Source organism: Pseudomonas putida (genome assembly GCF_028682455.1).
In the GTDB taxonomy this organism is placed as follows: domain Bacteria; phylum Pseudomonadota; class Gammaproteobacteria; order Pseudomonadales; family Pseudomonadaceae; genus Aquipseudomonas; species Aquipseudomonas putida_AA.
Map to the genome: position 1 here is coordinate 1,406,918 of NZ_JANHLD010000001.1, position 17,815 is coordinate 1,424,732.

A 17,815-nucleotide genomic window follows, 5' to 3' on the forward strand; every position below is an offset into this window, starting at 1 on the left:
CCTAGAGAGGTGTGTTCAGCACCTGAGATGAACTCTAACGCCTTGCCCCATGACTGTCAACATCTTTTCTCGAAATCAAAAAGCAGTTGTAGCAACGGAGAGTCGGGAGACCATCAACAACCTTTTATGAATACCCTTTCAGAACGGTCGTGGCAGCTTGCACCCGGGTTTCAGGCCTTTCCGCTTTGGAAACTGGATACTTTTTGAGGGCTTCGATGAGTTGTGCCGCCACATCATCGGACGGCTTTCCCCCAAACATGAAAGCAGCGGGGGAAGAACGTCCAAACATGCTACTGGAGGTGGAAGCACTTCCAAACATGCTAGTGGAGAGCGATGGGCGTGTGATGGACTGCTCAAGCTCAGCGATCATTTCGCGCTCTTTTTCGCCTTCTTGAATGGAAAGCGCACTGAGATCGGTGCTGGAGGTAAATTCATCTGATGTCTTTCCGTCCCACAACAGCGGCTTGTCAGCTAGGGCCAACAGTTTTGCGAGATCAAGTAGGTGTTTTTGGTCCGGTTCGGACAAGAGTTTGAGCAGCATGCAGGTATCGTCCTTTATCCAGGGGTATCTTCAGGGCAAGTAAGGTTGATTACAGCATCAGAGGGCTGTCGGAACTCATGAAGTCGTCGAGTTCCTCAATAGATTGGAATTGCAGTTGTTTGCCCAGCAAGGTGGCGTATTGATTGACAGCGGCTGCCAAGGCATCAACGTTGCCGCTGCCGGCGGCATCCACAATGGCAAACAAACGTTGAGTTTCTTGCTGCAATTGGGGGATTTCACGATGCGTGAAGTCATCCAGTTGAGCTTGTTCTTCAGCAATCTGGTCGCGGGCGGCGGCCTCGATGGCACGGATGCGCGCCAGTTGCTGACGGGAAAGCTCGACGCCGCGGGCGGCATCCAATGCGCTTTGGTAGAAAAGCGAAGATAGGGTGTAGCCGATCATCCCACCAATAGCAGCACCGACAAAGGGCACAGGAATCGCCAATTGTCCGAGTGCAGCCATCATGCTGCTGGAAAGCATGCCGGCGCCTTTCTCACCCACTTCACTCAGCAATTGCGCCTCGCTGATCTCGCCTGTGACGTAACGTTTGACCGAGCTGCCCAGTGACAGGCAGATGTTGATCGCCAACGCCGGAGCGTTGGTGCCGGCGAGCGTGCGCAAGGTTTGGTTGCTTGATTGCTGCATGCCACCTTTGAGCGCGGAGCCAGCGAAAGCTGTGGTGTATCCAAGGGCACCGGCTTTAACTGTGTCGAGGGCCAAATCTTGGGCAGCTTCACCCAATTGCTTTTTGTCTTGGGCGACGTTGAACGCATTGGTCAGCAGTGAAATAACGCCACCGATAACCGCGCCGTACTTTGCGCCCTCCATACCGGCCCGGTGGCTGGTACGGGCAATATCTTTCATCGTCTCGCGCAGCGGCTTTTCGGCGTAGTCGATGGCCTGCTCGGTCGTGATGCCAAGGTCAACGATGTCTTCTTTAGCAAGCTTGTCGAACCTGTCGGCGCGCTCGCGGAATTTTTCGGCGAGCTCCGGTTTTCCTTTTTGCTCTGCCTTCAGTGCGTGTTTTCTTAAATTTTCCGCACGATTGCGGCAGTAAGTTTTTGCGTCTTCGACCTGTTCGCTGGGCAGTTCCAGCTTCTTGCCGAAATACTTGTTGTACTTGTGATCCTCATGGCTCACCTGGTTGGCAACCTTGTTTCCGCTGGCCTCCAACTTGGTCTGAGCTTCGTAAATGATCTTGCCGTTTTCATCCACGCGGACGCGATCCACCGCTTCGCGGTACTTGGAATCGGTCTCAATGCCGTAATGCTTCAAATCATCGCTGCGAATCGTTCGCTCAGACGATTTGTTGATGATGGCTTCGGCATTGTCACGACTGGTGCCCGCCACTTCGCCCGTCCAACCCGCTCGTTGTTTGACGCCGGTTTTTTCCTGGCTGATGCCTTTCAGGCCCTTGCTGAGAATTTTGCCGGCTTCGTTGTCGATACCAGTGTAGGCTTTGATGAACTCGGCATTGGCACTGCCATAGCGGCTGACAATTTCACTCGTAGAAAGCGCTGTCGCGGTGCGGGCGATATCCCGTTCAATTTCGTCTCTGCTATTGTTTTGCACACTCGCGGTAGAAGCAGGCGCAAAGGTATCTTGGGACTTCATGGAGCCTCCTGGCAGGCGTGTGCATTGGTAATGGTGGGCAAGTGGTTTGGGATGGGCTGCGTATACAGGGCTCCCATTTTGATTAGTCTCCCTTTGATTACATCCACCCAATGCTTCGGTTCATGCAGGCGGACGCTCTCTCCCAGCCCAAACACCCACCAGAGCGTTTCCTGATCGTCCGGCACCTTGGCGTGCAGGCGTTGCCAATCGCTGCCTGGCAACGGCTTCAGGCTTTGCTTGGGGCTAAGCGGGGTTTCATTCAGCAGCCAGGCGATCTGTGGGGATACGTCGGCGATCAGTTCGTGGTGTTCGATCGGGCCGGGACTGTTGAAACCGCCGCTCTGGATGTAATGATCGATCTCGAAGTCGGGTTGTTCGCGGGTCGGCGCATCGAGGCACGCTGCCTGCTGGATGCGGTGCAGGGCGAATTGGCGAACGTCTGTGTAACCTTCGACAGTACCGATCAGGTAGCTGACGGAGTGGCGCGAGATCATGCCGGCGGGGTGTATGCGTAGGGTCTTGTACTCGCTCTTGCTGCGGCTTAGGTAGACGATCTCCAGTTGCCGCGTTTCCAACAGGGAGGTCGCCACCTGGGACCAGATGGCCGCGTCCACTTCGGCGGGTTGGAGCGCCTTGCCGTTAGGCAGGGTGCGCACGCGTCTGGCCCAGTGCGCCAGGTTGTTATGTTCCAGCCCTTGGAGTTGCCGGTGCGCCAGGTCGAAGTGGTGCGCTAGCAGGCTCAGCACACTGGGTGGTAGCAGCTTACTCAGGTGGCTTTCGGCGAGGACGAAGGCCAGTGCTGTGGGGGTGTCCAGCGCCGGAAAGTCGAATTGTGGAGTGTCCTTGGGAAAGCTCCAGAGATAGGGCCGTTGGCTTTCGTCACAGAGCAGTGGAAAGTCCAGGGCGAGGCGGCCGATGAGGTCCCGTTGCAAGGTTCGACGGTCGATGTCGAAATTCTCGGCTTTGAGTCTTTGCAGCAGTTCGGTGGTGGAAATGCTCTTGGGCGCGCGCGGGATAAGGCGCAGCAGGGCCAGGTGCCTGAACAGCCTGTCTTTGGGATCTGACATGAGGGAGCTGTACTCGAATCAACCTTGATGGTTCGCTGGCGTCACATATCTGGCGAACATTCCATTTAATGGCTTTTTAACACTATTGGTTCTGCTCGCCAAGAGCGGATGGCCGTAGCCTTATGTCTACTCAGCCCCGCTCGAAGGTCTGCTACGGAATTTTTCGCGGTCCAGCTCCTTCTTCAGTTCATCAATCGCCTGGCTTTTCTTCATCACCACAGCACCGACTACCAATCCAATTGCAAAGCAGATCAACTCTTTCATGGGGAACTCCTCGCTGGTTGACTGGGATGTTGAGGGCTATCTTCCACCAGCCATGCGACATTCTGTGTCGTTTGCTGCATGGCGCTGTACCTAATCGACAGCGGCTGTGTGGCGCTCCTCTTCACTTGGTACACCTCTAGAACTCGCCACCTCCGGGAATGAGCCCAGGCCCATTTCCCTGCGACGGCCTGCCAGTTGGAAACGAAGCAGCCAAGATTTGCGCCCGGTAGGTTTGACGACCAAGCGAAGCCCATCACCATCATCATAGGTGCCGGGTTCGGTCAGGTTTTCGACTTGTTTCGGATTTAGCTTACCCATTGGATTTCCCCTGTCGTCCCTTTTGTCCCCCCACTTGTCCCCCACCTCATCGTCGGATGAGGTCAGATGGCGTTGAACACCATCGGACAGGGGAACGCCTCAAACGCCCGTGATAGCTAGGCTATCGGCAGGATCATCGGATGGGATAGGATTATTTTGGACAATTAAAAAGCCGGCTTGTGGCCGGCTTCTCGGGGACGGCCTTGGCTAATTTTTGGTAAGCCGCAACCGCCTTCAAAACGTTGTCCGGTGCTGGGACCGGTACGGCGGACAAGCTGTGTGTCGTCTCGCCGGGCCCCTGGGCGTGCATGGCAAGCCGGGGGCGAAATGTGCGGCGTAGCATACTGGGAATGAGCCGCAATGCCCAGCAAAAAATCAATGCGCCCGCTCAATCCGGGCGGCTGTCGCGTAGATGCGCCCACCAGAATACCCAGCCGAGCACGGTCAGTTTCTGGCTTTTGAGCTGGGCCGGGCTGTAGGTTTCGGTGGGGTGCTCGTCGCTGTTGTGGCTGTGCAGGCGCAGGGCGCCGCTGGGTTGCTGGCTGAGGCTGTGGATGCGCACGCGGCCGTTGTGCAGCAAGGCGTAGATCTCACCCTCCACCACGTGGGTGAGGCCGCAATCGACTGCCAGGCTGGTGCCGCGAGGCAGCAAGGGGCTCATGTTGGAGCCGGGCATGCTCAGGCACAGGGCCAGGTTAGGGTCGACGCCCAGGCTGTCGAGGGCGCGTATGGGCAGGCGCAGGTAGCGGTCGGCGATAGGCTTCAGTTGTTTGGCCTGGATGCTGAAAAACGGCAGCTGGATGTCGTCGTGACTGTGGGCCGCGAGCAAGCTCGGGGGTACGGGCTCGGTATCGGCTGCGCGTGGCGCGGCATTCAAGCGGGGCAGGGGGTTGGGGTGCTTGGGACCTTCGCCGGTGCGTAGCCATCGGCTGCGTACGCAGAGCAGGTCGGCAATCTCGTCCAGGCGAGCGAAGGGGACTCCACGTTTGAACCAGTTGTTGACGTGCTGCGGAGTCACTTTGCGCTGTGCGGCAAAGTCGGAAGGGGTCAGGTTGCACTCGTTCAGGAGCGCTTTGAGACGATCACCGGATGTATTCATGGTGCCCGAGTGTAGTGGGCGTGCCTGGCTCGGGAAATAAACATGAAGTTCATTTTCGAGGCCCGAAAATGGCAGGTTTACAGGCATTGCCTTAGGGCGCTGTAGGACTAGTTCCCAAAAAGCAAGAAGCCCCGCAATGGCGGGGCTTCTTGTTGGACGCTTGCTTAGCCTTTGTAGGCAGCAACCGACTTGGTGATCGCGGCGCGAGCGGCGTCAGCGCCATCCCAGCCTTCGATCTTGACCCACTTGCCCTTCTCCAGATCCTTGTAGTTGGCGAAGAAGTGCTCGATCTGCTGGATCAGCAGTGCTGGCAGGTCGGTGTACTCTTTGACGTCGACGTACAGCTGCGACAGCTTGTCGTGCGGTACGGCGATGACCTTGGCGTCGCCGCCGCCGTCGTCGGTCATGTTCAGGATGCCGACCGGACGGGCACGGATGACCGAGCCAGGAGCAACCGGGTACGGGGTCACGACCAGCACGTCGAGGGGATCACCGTCGTCGGCCAGGGTGTTCGGGATGTAGCCGTAGTTGGCCGGGTAGAACATCGGGGTGGCCATGAAGCGGTCAACGAACAGGCAGTCGCTGTCCTTGTCGATCTCGTACTTGATCGGCGCGTGGTTGGCTGGAATCTCGATGGCGACGTAGATGTCGTTCGGCAGGTCTTTGCCAGCCGGAATCTTGCTGTAGCTCATTGGGCAGTGCCCCCATGTTTGGCCAAAAATTGGGCGCGATTATAGGCACATTCCGCCGAGCTTGCCACGTTCGCCCGGATGTCCGGCTGTGTCAGTCCGGCGCCAGCTGGTAGTGGAGGTGATCGCGCTGCAATAACTGCAGGCGCGCCAGTGGATCCTGGCGATAGAAACCGCGCAGCTGCTGGTATACCGCCGGGTAGGCTGTGTTGAGCAGGTCCGGGGCGCTGAAGAAATACTCGCTGGTAACGGCGAAGAATTCGGCCGGGTTTTCTGCGGCGTAGGGGTCGATGGCGGTCTCGACGTCAGGGTTGCGGTCGAGTTGGCGGTTGAGGTCGTCGTAGGCGTCCTGCATGGCCTGGGCCCAGTCGCTGATGCGCATGTCACTGTGCAGGGGCGGCAGGCCGTTGGCGTCGCCGTTGAGCATGTCGAGCTTGTGGGCAAGCTCGTGGATGACCAGGTTGTAGCCCTCCCAGCCGCCGCTCGCCAACACACCCGGCCAGGCCAGAATGACCGGGCCCTGTTGCCAGGCTTCGCCGCTGTGCTCGCCGTCCCACTCGTGCTCGATGCCGCTGGCGTCGCGATGGCGCTGAGGGCTGAGGAAGTCGTCGGGGTAGAGGATGATCTCGTGAAAGCCCTGATACCAGTTCAGTTCACCCAGGTGCAGCAGCGGCAATTGCGCTTGCGCGGCGAGGAACAGGCGTTGCTCGCCGTCGAGCGCTACCCCGGGTAGGGGGCTAAGGTGCTTTTCGTCGAGGAACAGCACGCAGGCTTCAAGCAGCCAACGGTCTTCGGCGGCACTTAGGCCGTCGAGGATCGGCAGGCGCTCGCGAACCCGCTGCCAGCGCTGCGGGTCAACGGGGTGGCGAGCCAGGGTGCGGCGGCGACGCCAGGCGCTGAGAGACCACATGGCCTGGCTTAGTTGACCTTGGCGGTGCGGTGCAGTCGGCTGCGCACCAGGCCGATGATCATCGGCACGAGGGACAGGATGATGATGGCCACGATCATCAGCGACAGGTTCTGCTTGATGAACGGCACGTTGCCGAAGAAGTAGCCCAGGGTCACCAGGCCACCCACCCAGAGCACGGTGCCGGCCACGCTGAAACCGAGGAAGCGTGGGTAGTGCATTTTCGCGATGCCGGCGACGAACGGTGCGAAAGTGCGCAGGATGGGCAGAAAGCGCGCCAGGGTGACGGTCTTGCCGCCATGGCGCTCATAGAATTCGTGGGTCTGCTGCAGGTAGTCGCGGCGGAATATCTTCGAGTTGGGATTGCGGAACAGGCGCTCGCCCGCTGTTCGACCAATCACGTAGTTGGTGCTGTCACCGAGGATGGCCGCCGCCATCAGCAGGCCGCCGAGTAGCACGGGGTCCATGCCGCCGCCCGCCGCAACGGCACCGGCGATGAACAGAAGGGAATCACCGGGCAGGAACGGCATGACCACAAGGCCGGTTTCGCAAAAGATCACCAGGAACAGAATGGCGTAGATCCACCCGCCGTAGTTGTTGACCAGCAAATCGAGATAGGCGTCGAGATGCAGGATAAGGTCCAGCGGGTTGAAGTCCATGTACAGCACCTGTGTTCTTGACCCGAGCGGCGGGCTGGTAATGACGGGTAATGCGTATGTGCAAGGTGGCATACCCAAGGGATGGGTAAAGTTTCACACATAATGGGGAGGCGCATTATACGGCGGCAACAAGAATGTGCCTGCGCAGTTTGTAGCGGCGGATTTCCAAAAAACGCTAGGCAGGCCTGGGGCCTGCCATGAGGGGGCGTCAGTCTGTGTTGATGGGCAGGATGTAGCTCTTGAATTCGGTGTCTTCACGAAAGCCGATGGATTCGTAGGTTTTCATCGCCACTTCATTGTCGTTGCTGGTCGAGACCCGCATGCGCACGGCATTGGTGTCCTTGGCCATCTGCTTGGCCTCGCGCATCAGGTGGTCGGCCACCAACATGCGTCGGGAGTCTTCGGCCACGTAGATGTCGTTGAGGATCCACACGCGCTTGAGCGAAAGCGACGAAAAGCTCGGGTAAAGCTGGCAGAACCCCATCAACTTGTTGTCGTCATCATCCGGCAGGGCCAGATAGATCACCGACTCGCCGCGCTCCAGGCGCTTTTTAAGGAATTTGCGCGAGGAGTCCGGGAAGGGCAGTTGCCCGTAGAACTCCCGGTATTTGACGAACAGTGGGGCAAGCAGGTCCAGATGTTCCAGGGTGGCTTTGATGATTCGCATAAGCAGGCCTCAGGGTCCATGGGAGTGTGCGGCGAATCGCCGGCAGCCTTGGCAGATGCTGCCTGAAGGCAATTAGAAAGTGCAATCTACGAACCCTGCGCTTTCACGTTTTGCCAAGCAGGAAGTTGCCTTTGCTGGGTGTGCCTGCTTCTGACTCGAGCGTGTGTAACTGCGCTTCGTCCTTCAGGTTCACGCCGGACAGCTGTCGCCGACACGCTTCGCGCATCAGGTACAGCAGGCGATGCGCCGCCATGCCGTAGCTCAGGCCTTCCAGGCGTACGTTTGAGATGCAGTTGCGGTAGGCGTCGGTCAGGCCGACCTTGGGGTTGTAGGTGAAATACAGCCCCAGGCTGTCGGGTGAGCTCAGGCCCGGGCGCTCGCCGATCAGGATCACGGTCATTTTCGCACCCAGCAGCTCGCCTACCTCGTCGGCTACCGCGACCCGGCCCTGTTCCACCAGTACCACGGGCGAGGTGGACCAGCCGTCGGCAGCAGCTTGCTCTTCGAAACGTGCCAGAAACGGCATGGTGTGGCGGTGTACGGCCAGCGCCGAGAGGCCATCGGCAACCACGATGGCAAGGTCGACCCCACCCGGATTGGCCTGGGCATGCTCGCGCAGTTGCCGGGCCGAGTCCTCGTGGAGGCGTCGGCCCAGGTCGGGACGTTGCAGGTAGCTGTGGCGATCGGCGGCCGCGCTGTGCAGCAACAGGCTGTCGCGGCCGCGCTCATGCAGTTGGGCGCGCAGGCCCTGGTGATCGAAGGCCAGGTGCACGGCATCGCGTGCCTGGGCATGAGCGAACTGGAAATCCAGCTGGGCGCCGGTCGGCAGGCTGGTGCCGGTGCGTCCGAGGGCGATGCGCGCCGGGGTCAGGCGGCGCAGTTCCAGCCAGGGATTGGCGCTGTTGTCGTGTTGTGGAGTGTTGGCCATGTTCGACTCGCTTATCCCAGTTGCGCCAGGGCCTGGCGGAAGGCCGGTGGCAGGTTGTCACCAAAGCGGACCCGGCCATCGGCCTGGGTGAAGATGCCCATGCGCGCGAGCCAGGCTTCGAATTCCGGCGCCGGCTTCAAGCCCAGGGTCTGGCGGGCATACAGCGCGTCGTGGAAGGAGGTGGTCTGGTAGTTGAGCATGATGTCGTCGGAGCCGGGGATGCCCATGATGAAGTTGATACCGGCAACCCCTAGCAGGGTCAGGAGCGTGTCCATGTCGTCCTGGTCGGCCTCGGCATGGTTGGTGTAGCAGATATCGCACCCCATGGGCACGCCCAGCAGCTTGCCGCAGAAGTGGTCCTCGAGGCCGGCGCGGATGATCTGCTTGCCGTTGTACAGGTACTCCGGGCCGATGAAGCCGACCACGGTGTTCACCAGGAACGGCTTGAAATGCCGGGCTACGGCGTAGGCGCGGGTTTCGCAGGTTTGCTGGTCGACGCCATGGTGGGCGTTGGCCGACAGGGCACTGCCCTGGCCGGTCTCGAAGTACATCAGGTTCTGCCCCAGGGTGCCGCGCTTGAGGCTCAGGCCTGCCTCGTAGCCTTCCTGCAGTACATTCAGATTGATACCGAAGCTGGCGTTGGCCGCCTCGGTACCGGCAATCGACTGGAACACCAGGTCCAGCGGCACGCCGCGGTTGATCGCTTCGATCGAGGTGGTCACGTGAGTGAGCACGCAGGCCTGGGTGGGAATGTCATAGCGCTGGATGATGGCGTCGAGCATTTCCAGCAGGGCGCAGATCGAGGCGATGCTGTCGGTGGCCGGGTTGATGCCGATCATGGCATCGCCGTTGCCGTACAACAGGCCGTCAAGGATGCTCGCGGCGATACCGGCGGGCTCATCGGTGGGGTGGTTGGGTTGCAGGCGGGTCGACAAGCGCCCGCGCAGGCCCATGGTGCCGCGAAAACGGGTGACCACGCGGATCTTCTGGGCCACCAGGACCAGGTCCTGCACACGCATGATTTTCGATACTGCGGCGGCCATTTCCGGGGTCAGCCCCGGAGCCAGCGTGCGCAGGCTGTCTTCGTCGGCGGCTTCGCTCAATAGCCAGTCGCGCAGGCCGCCCACGGTCAGGTGGCTGACCGGGGCGAAGGCCTGGGCGTCATGGGTGTCGATGATCAGCCGGGTGACTTCATCCTCTTCGTAGGGGATCAGCGCTTCCGTCAAAAAATGCTTGAGGGGGATGTCGGCCAACGCCATCTGCGCCGCGACCCGCTCACCGTCATTGCTGGCGGCCACCCCGGCGAGAAAGTCGCCCGAGCGGGCGGGGCTGGCCTTGGCCATGACCTCTTTGAGGCTGTCGAAGCGGTAGGTCTGCTGACCTGCCGTGTGTACAAAACTTGCCATACAGAATCTCCAGAACGCCGCAGGGCGGGCCTGCGGCGGAGGTGGCATCGATCAGTGCAGGGCCTCTTCGGCCTTCTGGATCGCGGCGAATTCTTCTTCCGGTGTCCCGGCTACCAGGTGGTGCCGGCTGTAGAAAGCAAAGTAGGCAATCAATACCCCATAAATCACCGCAGCGCCAATCACTACCCGTGGGTCGACCAGGAAGCCCGCGACCACCGCAATACAGGCCAGCACCAGGGCCACACCCGAGGTAAAGATGCCGCCTGGGGTGCGATACGGCCGCTCCATTTTGGGGCGGCGAATGCGCAGGGTGATGTGCGCGGCCATCATCAGTACATAAGACAGCGTAGCGCCGAACACCGCCACCAGGATCAACAGGTCACCCTGGCCGGTCAGCGACAGGCCGAAACCGATGATCCCCGGAATCACCAGGGCCAGCACCGGGGCCTTGCTCTTGTTGGTTTGCGAGAGCTTGCGCGGCAGGTAGCCGGCACGGGACAGGGCGAAGATCTGCCGCGAGTAGGCGTAGATGATCGAGAAGAAACTGGCGATCAGGCCAGCCAGGCCCACCAGATTGACGAAGCCGCCCATCCAGGTATTGCCACCGTAGGCCTTGGCCAGCGCCTCGACCAGCGGGTTGCCGGAGGCTTTCAGGGCTTCGGCACCGGCGCCGCCCGGGCCCACCACCAGGATCAGCAAGGCAAACGCCAGCAGCACCAGCATGGCGCCGATCAGGCCGCGTGGCAGGTCGCGCTTGGGGTTCTTGGTCTCTTCGGCGGCCAGGGGCACGCCTTCGACCGCGAGGAAAAACCAGATCGCGTAGGGGATTGCCGCCCACACGCCCACGTAGCCGAACGGCAGGAAGCTGCTGGCGCCGACGGCGTCGGTCTTGGCGATGTCGAACAGGTTGTTCACGTCGAAGTGCGGCACCATCGCCACCAGGAATACGCCCAGGGCAATGGCTGCCACGGCGGTGATGATAAACATCAGCTTGAGCGCCTCACCCACGCCGAAAATGTGGATGCCGATAAAGATGATGTAGAAGGCGAGGTAGATCATCCAGCCGCCGATGCCGAACAACGACTGGCAGTAGGCACCGATGAACACGGCAATGGCGGCCGGGGCAATTGCGTACTCGATCAGGATCGCAGTACCGGTCAAAAACCCACCCCAGGGCCCGAACGCGCTACGGGCAAAGCCGTAGCCGCCACCGGCAGTGGGGATCATCGAAGACAGCTCGGCCAGCGAAAAACACATGCACAGGTACATGGTGGCCATCAGCAATGTGGCCAGGAACATACCGCCCCAGCCACCCTGGGCCAGGCCGAAGTTCCAGCCGGCGTAGTCGCCGGAAATCACATAGGCGACCCCCAGCCCCACCAGAAGGACCCAGCCTGCCGCGCCCTTTTTCAGCTCACGTTGTTGGAAGTAGTCGGAGCCGACTTTCTCGAAGTCGACAGAAGAGCCTGCCGGCGCGCTGCCGGTGTGATCGCTTGGCATAGGGTTCACCTGTTTTTTTTATCGTCACCGGCGGATACCGGCCTGTGGTGATGGTCTTGCAGAAAGCGAGCCAGAGCGGTCCCGGGGAGGGACCGCCCTGTTGCCGGGTTAGAAGAAGCCCAGTGGGTTGATGTCGTAGCTCACCAGCAGGTTCTTGGTTTGCTGGTAGTGATCGAGCATCATTTTGTGGGTTTCACGGCCGACGCCGGACTTCTTGTAGCCACCGAACGCGGCATGGGCCGGGTACAGGTGGTAGCAGTTGGTCCACACGCGGCCCGCCTTGATGCCGCGGCCCATGCGGTAGGCGCGGTTGATGTCGCGGGTCCACACGCCGGCACCCAGGCCGAACTCGGTGTCGTTGGCAATGGCCAGGGCTTCGGCTTCGTCCTTGAAGGTGGTGATACTCACCACCGGGCCGAAGATTTCTTCCTGGAACACGCGCATCTGATTGTTGCCCTTGAGCAGGGTCGGCTGGATGTAATAGCCGGTCGACAGGCTGCCTTCGAGTTTTTCCACCTTGCCGCCGGTTAGCAGTTCGGCGCCTTCCTTCTCGGCGATCTCCAGGTACGAGAGGATCTTGTCGAACTGCTGTTCGGAGGCCTGGGCACCGACCATGGTGTCGGTGTCCAGTGGGTCGCCGCGCTTGATCTGCTTGATCTTCTTCATCACCTCTTGCATGAACGCCGGGTAGATCGATTCCTGCACCAGTGCCCGCGACGGGCAGGTGCACACCTCACCCTGGTTGAAAAACGCCAGCACCAGGCCTTCGGCGGCCTTTTCGATGAACGATTGCTCGGCCTGCATGATGTCTTCGAAGAAGATGTTCGGCGATTTGCCACCCAGCTCCACGGTGGACGGGATGATGTTCTCGGCGGCGCATTTCATGATGTGCGAGCCCACCGGGGTGGAGCCGGTAAAGGCGATCTTGGCAATGCGCTTGCTGGTGGCCAGGGCTTCACCGGCTTCGCGACCATAACCTTGCACTACGTTGAGTACGCCGGGTGGCAGTAGGTCGCCGATCACTTCCAGCAGCACACTGATGCCCAGTGGGGTCTGCTCGGCGGGCTTGAGGACCACGCAGTTGCCGGCGGCCAGGGCCGGGGCGAGTTTCCAGGCGGCCATCAGGATCGGGAAGTTCCACGGAATGATCTGACCGACCACGCCCAGGGGTTCATGGATGTGATAGGCCACGGTGTTGCCGTCGATTTCTGCGGCACCGCCTTCCTGGGCGCGCAGGCAGCCAGCGAAGTAGCGGAAGTGGTCGGCGGCCAGCGGGATATCGGCGTTCAGGGTTTCACGGATGGCCTTGCCGTTGTCCCAGGTTTCGGTGATGGCCAGCAGTTCGAGGTTCTGCTCGATGCGGTCGGCGATCTTCAACAGAATGAGCGAGCGTGCCTGGGCCGAGGTGGTGCCCCATGCGTCAGCGGCGGCATGGGCGGCATCCAGGGCCTTTTCGATGTCTTCGGGACCGGAGCGCGGGAATTCGGCAATCAATTGGCCGTTCACTGGCGAGATGTTTTCGAAGTACTGCCCTTTCACCGGCGCAACGAACTCGCCACCAATGTAGTTCCCGTATCGGCTCTTGAAGGAAACCTTCGCGCCTTCGGTACCTGGATGTGCATAACGCATGGTGTGTCTCCTGGCTATTGTGCTTGTTGGGGAGGATATGAAGCATAGAGCAAGGGTTGGGCCAGTGTTTTGGGTGCCATGTAAATCAAGGGCTTGCGATGATTCGTGTGGCCATTGAAGAGGGCTGTGTGGCACGGTCGATACAGCCTGGGTGACACTTTGTACCGCTAATGGCACAGGCCGTGACCCAGCGGTCAAGCCGGCATTGCAATGCGTGGACGGGTGGAGGATGCTGGGCTTATCTCGTCTGCGGAGAACAATAAAAAGTGCAGAACAATCACCTCAGCCGGCATGCTCGGCAAGTGCTCACGGTGACCCAGGGCAGGGCGCACACGCAGGGACCCGGCAGCGATCCGTCGATTGCCCGTTCATGGCTGCGCTGCCTTGAGGACTACCATCTTGACCCGGCCCAGAGCATGGCGCCGACCGTGCTCGAGCATGGCCGCGTGCTGGAGAGCCGCGAGCGCCTGCAGCAGGTGCTGCAGATCGCCGGCACTGAAATGAACAGCCTTCACCAGCAGTTGTCTGGCGCCGGGCATGCGGTGCTGCTCACCGATGCCCGCGGGGTGATCCTCAATTGCGTTACCGCGCCGACCGAGCGGCGGATTTTCGAACGCGCCGGGCTGTGGCTCGGTGCCGACTGGAGCGAGGCCCGCGAGGGCACCAATGGCATTGGTACCTGCCTGGTCGAGCGCCAGGCGCTGACCATTCACCAGGATGAACATTTCCGTGGCCGGCACACCGGTCTCACCTGCTCTGCAAGCCCGGTCTTCGATCCGCATGGCGAATTGCTGGCGGTGCTCGATGTGTCGTCGGCCCGCCCTGATATATCGCGGCAGAGCCAGTTCCACACCATGGCGCTGGTCAACCTGTCGGCGAAAATGATCGAGAGCTGTTATTTCCTGCGCTACTTCGAGAACCAATGGTTGCTGCGCTTTCACCTACAGGCCGAATCGGTCGGGCTGTTCAGTGAAGGGTTGCTGGCCTTCGATGGCGACGGTCGGATTTGCGCGGTCAACCAAAGCGCCCTGAACCTGCTCGGCTCTATCCGCGCCGGCGTGCTGGGCAAGCCGGTGGAAATGTTCTTCGATTGTGCCTTGGATGAGCTGTTCAGCCGCTCCACGGCCCAGGCCAGTACCAGTTGGCCACTGCGCACCCGTGATGGTCGCCTGTTGTTCGCCTGCCTGCGAGGCCAGGTCCGCACGCCGGCAGCACCTGTATCGCTACCCCCGATGCCTGCTGTCAAAGTGGAAAAGGCCGGCGCGATCTGCCTGCTCGATCCGTTGCTGCAGAACGATTTCCGGCGAGCCGTGCGAGTGTTCGAGCGCGATGTGCCGTTGTTGATCAACGGCGAGACCGGCAGTGGCAAGGAGGCCTTCGCCAAGGCCGTTCACCAGGCCAGCCAGCGTTGCGACAAAGCCTTTGTGGCCCTGAACTGTGCCTCTATCCCTGAAAGCCTGATCGAGAGCGAGCTGTTCGGTTACCGCGGCGGCAGCTTCACCGGCGCGCGCAAGGAGGGCATGCGCGGCAAGCTGCAGCAGGCTGACGGCGGCACCTTGCTGCTCGATGAGATCGGCGACATGCCGCTGGCCCTGCAGACCCGCCTGTTGCGGGTCCTGGAAGACCGCATGGTGGTGCCGATTGGGGGGGAGCCGCAGGCAGTCGACGTGCGCATCATTAGCGCCACCCACCGCAACCTGCTCGACCGCGTGGAGGATGGCAGCTTCCGGGAAGACCTTTATTACCGTCTCAATGGCCTCGAGATCGAATTGCCTGCCTTGCGTGAGCGTAGCGACAAATCCCAGTTGCTCGATTTCATTCTGAATGAAGAGGCGGGTGGCCAGCCCGTCAGCCTCGAGCCTTCGGCACGCCTGGCCCTGTTGGCGTATACCTGGCCAGGGAACGTGCGGCAACTGCGTAATGTGCTGCGCACCTTGGTGGCGCTGTGTGATGACGGCGTCATCAGGCAGGCCGACCTGCCAGGCACCGTGACTGCGGGCGCGGGCTTGCCCCGCGATAGCGGTCTGCCGGAAACACCGCTCCTGCAGAATGCCGAGCGCGAGGCGTTGCTGGCCACCCTCGAGCAACAACGCTGGCACATGACCCATGTCGCTGCGCAGTTGGGCGTCAGTCGCAATACCTTGTATCGAAAACTTCGCAAGCACGGCATCGCCCGCAGTCTTTGAGCGAAACACAGGATGCGATTTCCTGTGCGCTGGGCTACCCTGCCTCGACGTTTTGCGAGGTCGATCATGCACATTCATATTCTCGGTATTTGCGGCACTTTCATGGGTTCGCTGGCAGTGCTGGCCAAAGAACTCGGTCATCGCGTCACCGGCTCCGACGCCAATGTCTATCCGCCCATGAGCACCCAGCTCCAGGCCCAGGGCATCGAGCTGACCCAAGGGTATGACGCGGCCCAGCTGGACCCGGCGCCAGACCTGGTGGTGATCGGCAACGCGCTGTCGCGCGGCAATCCTGCGGTGGAGTACGTGCTCAACAAGGGCCTGCCGTATGTGTCGGGCCCGCAGTGGCTGGCCGACCACGTGCTGCAAGGTCGCTGGGTACTGGCGGTGGCCGGTACCCACGGCAAGACCACTACCAGCAGCATGCTGGCCTGGGTGCTGGAACATGCCGGCATGAGCCCGGGCTTCCTGATTGGCGGTGTACCACAGAACTTCTCGGTGTCGGCGCGCCTGGGCGGCACGCCATTCTTCGTGGTCGAGGCCGACGAATACGACAGCGCCTTCTTCGACAAGCGCTCGAAATTTGTCCACTACCGCCCGCGTACCGCCATCCTCAACAATCTTGAGTTCGACCACGCGGATATCTTCCCTGATCTGGCAGCGATCGAGCGCCAATTCCACCACTTGGTGCGTACTATTCCCAGCGAGGGCCTGGTTATCCATCCGACCACCGAGCTTGCGATCGAGCGGGTGATCAAGATGGGGTGCTGGACCCCGGTGCAAACCACCGGCGAAGGCGGACAGTGGCAGGTCAAGCTGCTCAGCGCCGACGGTTCGCGTTTTGAAGTCAGCTTCGAAGGTGAGACCCAAGGTGTGGTCGAGTGGGAACTGACCGGCCAGCACAACGTTGCCAACGCCTTGGCGACCCTGGCTGCGGCCCGCCATGTTGGCGTGGTACCGGCCATGGGTATTGCCGCTTTGAGCGCCTTCAAGAGCGTCAAGCGTCGCATGGAGAAGGTTGCCGAAGTCCAGGGCGTGACCATCTATGACGACTTCGCACACCATCCGACCGCCATTGCCACCACCCTCGACGGCCTGCGCAAGCGCATCGGCGATGCTCCCTTGATCGCTGTGATCGAGCCCCGCTCCAACTCGATGAAGCTGGGAGCTCACCGCGACGGGCTGCCGGAAAGCGTCAACGATGCCGACCAGGTCATCTGGTATGCGCCGCCCAACCTTGGTTGGGACCTGGCCGCCACTGCCGCCGAATGCAAGGTACCTGCCGTGGTCGCCGACAGCCTTGAAGCGATCATCGAGCGGGTCAAGAGCCAGGCCAAGCCCGGCACTCAGGTGGTGATCATGAGCAATGGCGGTTTTGGCGGGCTGCACGGCAAGCTGGCCGAGGCGCTGAAATGAGCGGGCCGGAACGCATCACCCTGGCCATGACCGGGGCTTCGGGGGCGCAGTATGGGTTGCGCCTGCTCGACTGCCTGGTGCGTGAGGATCGGGAGGTGCATTTTCTGATCTCCAAGGCCGCGCAACTGGTGATGTCGACCGAAACCGACGTGGTGCTACCGGCCAAGCCTCAGGCGATTCAAACGTTTCTCACCGAGTACACCGGCGCCGCCGCCGGGCAGATTCGCGTGTACGGCAAGGAAGACTGGATGTCGCCGGTGGCCTCCGGTTCCGGTGCGCCTGCCGCGATGGTGGTGGTGCCGTGCTCTACCGGCACGCTGTCGGCAATCGCCACGGGTGCCTGCAACAATCTGATCGAGCGGGCTGCCGACGTCACCCTCAAGGAGCGTCGTCAGCTCATCCTGGTACCGCGCGAGGCGCCGTTCTCCACCATTCACCTGGAGAACATGCTCAAGCTGTCGAGCATGGGCGCGGTGATCCTGCCTGCGGCGCCCGGGTTCTATCACCAGCCGCAGACCATCGATGATTTGATCGACTTTGTAGTGGCGCGGATCCTCAATCTTCTGGATATCCCCCAGGACATGCTGCCGCGCTGGGGCGAGCATCATTTCGGCGCCGATGAATGAAGGGGCTGCTCGGCGTGGTCGCGCTGTGTGTGCTGGTTAGTGGTTGTGCCAGCGTACGCACGCTCGATGCCGCCAAGCCAGGGGCGCCGCTGGTCTATAGCGGTACGCGGCTCGACCTGTACGCAATGCAGGGTGGGTGTTGTGCGATGGATCGCTTTGGCGCCGAGGCTCCGCGGTATCCGGGGTTGGATCTGCCAGGTAGCCTGTTGCTTGATACCTTGTTGTTGCCGCTGTCGGTGTTGACGGCGCTCGGGATCGGGTTTCAGGCGACGGGAGGGTTGTAGCATCGCGGGGCAAG

The 17,815-nt window shown here is 61.1% G+C and carries 17 protein-coding genes and 1 pseudogene; 4 read left to right on the plus strand and 14 right to left on the minus strand.

The features are described 5' to 3' along the window. Positions 1-124 precede the first annotated feature (124 nt). From NPS58_RS06945 to exaC, 14 genes and pseudogenes are all read right to left on the minus strand, one after another. Positions 125-541 (minus strand): hypothetical protein, encoded by a 417-nt coding sequence (locus NPS58_RS06945; protein ID WP_274114622.1) that lies wholly within the window; start codon positions 539-541, stop codon positions 125-127. A gap of 49 nt (positions 542-590) precedes the next feature. Then, positions 591-2,156, minus strand: a complete 1,566-nt coding sequence (locus NPS58_RS06950) for a hypothetical protein (RefSeq protein ID WP_274114623.1) — start codon at positions 2,154-2,156, stop codon at positions 591-593. Beyond that, the gene (locus tag NPS58_RS06955; protein ID WP_274114624.1) at positions 2,153-3,223 is read right to left on the minus strand and encodes a helix-turn-helix transcriptional regulator; all 1,071 of its coding nucleotides are present in this window, start codon (positions 3,221-3,223) and stop codon (positions 2,153-2,155) included. Before NPS58_RS06955 ends, NPS58_RS06950 begins: the two co-directional genes overlap by 4 nt. Positions 3,224-3,349: 126 nt before the next feature. Beyond that, positions 3,350-3,487, minus strand: coding sequence for a hypothetical protein (locus NPS58_RS06960; protein ID WP_274114625.1), 138 nt, complete (start codon positions 3,485-3,487; stop codon positions 3,350-3,352). A gap of 144 nt (positions 3,488-3,631) precedes the next feature. Further along, positions 3,632-3,805, minus strand: a pseudogene (locus NPS58_RS06965) (Arm DNA-binding domain-containing protein); the annotation flags it as partial. A 388-nt stretch (positions 3,806-4,193) separates the two neighbouring features. Beyond that, positions 4,194-4,904 carry a LexA family transcriptional regulator gene (locus tag NPS58_RS06970; RefSeq protein WP_274114626.1) on the minus strand — a complete coding sequence of 237 codons (711 nt, stop codon included), beginning with the start codon at positions 4,902-4,904 and terminating at the stop codon, positions 4,194-4,196. Between the two features lie 164 nt (positions 4,905-5,068). Beyond that, complete coding sequence (gene ppa / locus NPS58_RS06975) at positions 5,069-5,596, minus strand: inorganic diphosphatase (RefSeq protein WP_007933577.1); 528 nt, start codon at positions 5,594-5,596, stop codon at positions 5,069-5,071. 91 nt (positions 5,597-5,687) lie between these two features. Beyond that, positions 5,688-6,503 carry a zinc-dependent peptidase gene (locus tag NPS58_RS06980; RefSeq protein WP_274114627.1) on the minus strand — a complete coding sequence of 272 codons (816 nt, stop codon included), beginning with the start codon at positions 6,501-6,503 and terminating at the stop codon, positions 5,688-5,690. Positions 6,504-6,511: 8 nt separating this feature from the next. Continuing rightward, positions 6,512-7,159: a DedA family protein gene (locus NPS58_RS06985; protein ID WP_274114628.1), complete on the minus strand. Its 648-nt coding sequence runs from the start codon at positions 7,157-7,159 to the stop codon at positions 6,512-6,514. Between the two features lie 208 nt (positions 7,160-7,367). After that, a complete protein-coding gene (locus NPS58_RS06990; RefSeq protein ID WP_274114630.1) occupies positions 7,368-7,826 on the minus strand; it encodes a GNAT family N-acetyltransferase in 459 nt (152 codons plus the stop codon). A 103-nt stretch (positions 7,827-7,929) separates the two neighbouring features. Continuing rightward, complete coding sequence (gene eutC / locus NPS58_RS06995; RefSeq protein ID WP_274114631.1) at positions 7,930-8,754, minus strand: ethanolamine ammonia-lyase subunit EutC; 825 nt, start codon at positions 8,752-8,754, stop codon at positions 7,930-7,932. 11 nt (positions 8,755-8,765) lie between these two features. Then, positions 8,766-10,160: an ethanolamine ammonia-lyase subunit EutB gene (locus NPS58_RS07000; RefSeq protein WP_274114632.1), complete on the minus strand. Its 1,395-nt coding sequence runs from the start codon at positions 10,158-10,160 to the stop codon at positions 8,766-8,768. A 51-nt stretch (positions 10,161-10,211) separates the two neighbouring features. Further along, positions 10,212-11,660: an ethanolamine permease gene (eat, locus tag NPS58_RS07005; RefSeq protein WP_274114634.1), complete on the minus strand. Its 1,449-nt coding sequence runs from the start codon at positions 11,658-11,660 to the stop codon at positions 10,212-10,214. Positions 11,661-11,768: 108 nt separating this feature from the next. Then, positions 11,769-13,289 (minus strand): acetaldehyde dehydrogenase ExaC, encoded by a 1,521-nt coding sequence (exaC, locus tag NPS58_RS07010; protein WP_274114636.1) that lies wholly within the window; start codon positions 13,287-13,289, stop codon positions 11,769-11,771. 266 nt (positions 13,290-13,555) lie between these two features. Between exaC and NPS58_RS07015 the strand changes: the two genes are divergently transcribed. From NPS58_RS07015 to NPS58_RS07030, 4 genes are all read left to right on the plus strand, one after another. Further along, positions 13,556-15,475 carry a sigma-54-dependent Fis family transcriptional regulator gene (locus tag NPS58_RS07015; RefSeq protein WP_274114638.1) on the plus strand — a complete coding sequence of 640 codons (1,920 nt, stop codon included), beginning with the start codon at positions 13,556-13,558 and terminating at the stop codon, positions 15,473-15,475. A 66-nt stretch (positions 15,476-15,541) separates the two neighbouring features. After that, a complete protein-coding gene (mpl, locus tag NPS58_RS07020) occupies positions 15,542-16,891 on the plus strand; it encodes a UDP-N-acetylmuramate:L-alanyl-gamma-D-glutamyl-meso-diaminopimelate ligase (protein ID WP_274114640.1) in 1,350 nt (449 codons plus the stop codon). Beyond that, positions 16,888-17,517, plus strand: a complete 630-nt coding sequence (ubiX, locus tag NPS58_RS07025) for a flavin prenyltransferase UbiX (RefSeq protein ID WP_274114642.1) — start codon at positions 16,888-16,890, stop codon at positions 17,515-17,517. Before mpl ends, ubiX begins: the two co-directional genes overlap by 4 nt. Next, positions 17,514-17,801, plus strand: a complete 288-nt coding sequence (locus NPS58_RS07030; protein WP_274114644.1) for a YceK/YidQ family lipoprotein — start codon at positions 17,514-17,516, stop codon at positions 17,799-17,801. Before ubiX ends, NPS58_RS07030 begins: the two co-directional genes overlap by 4 nt. Positions 17,802-17,815 lie beyond the last annotated feature (14 nt).